At 59.8% G+C, this 1,770-nt stretch carries 1 protein-coding gene; it reads left to right on the forward strand.

The features are described from left to right. Window positions 1-219 precede the first annotated feature (219 nt). Window positions 220-1,608 (forward strand): SLC13 family permease, encoded by a 1,389-nt coding sequence (locus CAK78_RS09510; RefSeq protein WP_094697113.1) that lies wholly within the window; start codon window positions 220-222, stop codon window positions 1,606-1,608. The last annotated feature ends 162 nt before the right edge of the window (window positions 1,609-1,770 follow it).

The raw sequence follows: 1,770 nt of genomic DNA on the forward strand, positions 1-1,770 counted from the left end.
GCGGCTCCCTGCCCCCCAGTCTGTTCAAGGAGTGGCTTGCCTCCTTCCTGATCAACCACAAACGACACCAAATTGGTTAATTTATGTTTTCTTTATGTTTTAACTTATCTTGACTCCGTGAGTCTCGGCATGCTTTGACCAGATCCCCCTGTTTTAAACGGGGGGATGAATGTAATCTCGACAACACAACACCAACCATAAATTAACCGAGAGAACGATATGCACCCATCTGCACTACCCTCTACTACCCCATCACGCTGGCTGGACGTCAAATCCGGGATCGTCATCCTGGATGTCCTGCTGCTCTGTGCCATGCTCGCCTGGCTACCGTTTGACCCCAACGTCAACAAGGGGCTGGGGATCCTGGTCTTCATCGCCATTCTCTGGCTGACCGAAGCAGTCAACATCACCATCACGGCCCTCTCCATCCCGGTACTTGCCACCCTGCTCGGGGTGTTTGACATGAGCAAGTCTCTGACGGATTTCGCCAACCCGGTGCTGTTTCTCTTCTTCGGCGGCTTCGCACTGGCTGCAGCCCTCTCCAAGCAGGGGCTGGATACCCAGATCGCCGCCAAGGTGATGCAGCTTGCCAAGGGTCACCTCGGCTGGGCTGCCATCGTACTCTTCACCATCACGGCCGCCCTCTCCATGTGGATCAGCAACACCGCCACTGCCGCCATGATGATGCCGCTGGCCCTCGGCATGCTCAAAGGCATCGACGCCCACAAGGAGCGCCGCACCCTGGTCTTCGTCCTGCTGGGGGTCGCCTACAGCGCCAGCATCGGCGGCATCGGCACCCTGGTGGGCAGCCCGCCCAACGCCATCGCGGCTGCCCAGATGGGGTTGGGGTTCACCGACTGGATGAAGTTCGGCATCCCGGTTGTTCTCATCTTCATGCCGGTGGGCATCGGCCTGCTGTATCTGGTGACGCGCCCCACCCTCTCCCATCAGGTCCGCACCGAGAAGGTGACCATCCAGTGGACCGGTCAACGCAAGATCACTCTGCTCATCTTCCTGACCACGGTGCTGCTGTGGATCGGCTCCCAACCCATCGCCAAGGCAATGGGAGGCATTCCCCAGTTCGATACCCTGATCGCCATGGGCGCCATCGTGGCCATTGCCATCAGCCGGGTGGCCAGCTGGGATGACATCAATCAGAACACTGACTGGGGCGTGCTGATGCTGTTCGGCGGTGGCCTCACCTTAAGCGCCATCCTGAAGCAGACCGGCGCCAACGCCTTCCTGGCGGAGCACCTCTCCAACGGTCTGGCCACCATGCCTATCTTCATCATTCTGCTCTGCCTGGCCGCGTTTGTGGTGTTCCTGACCGAACTGGTCTCCAACACCGCCACCGCCGCCCTGCTGGTGCCGCTGTTTGCCGGGGTCGCCGAGGCGCTGGGGGTCTCCCCCATCGTCGTCTCCGTGCTGATCGCCGTCGGTGCCTCCTGCGCCTTCATGCTGCCGGTAGCCACCCCGCCCAACGCCATCGTGTTCGCCAGCGGCTACATCAAACAACGTGAGATGATGCGGGCCGGCCTGGTGCTGAACCTGGTCTTCACCGTCATTCTGACCATGCTCGCCTACTTCATGGGCGACATACTGCACTGACAAGCCAGATACCAAGGCCCCTGACGGGGCCTTTTTTTATTGCCTTTCTTGCCTGCCGACACTCGAATGCACACCTTTTTCTCCCGCCATCAGCCCCCTTATTCGACGGCACACGTTCTCAAATAGCAGAACTGCAGGAGGTGGCAATGGGCAGTCGGGCAG

The sequence above is a fragment of the Aeromonas sp. A35_P genome (genome assembly GCF_002259925.1).
Taxonomy (GTDB): domain Bacteria; phylum Pseudomonadota; class Gammaproteobacteria; order Enterobacterales; family Aeromonadaceae; genus Aeromonas; species Aeromonas dhakensis.

What these genes read in the sequence shown, in the direction of transcription:
- CAK78_RS09510 (WP_094697113.1), top strand. Translation starts at nt 220, where the DNA reads ATGCACCCATCTGCACTACCCTCTACTACCCCATCACGCTGGCTGGAC.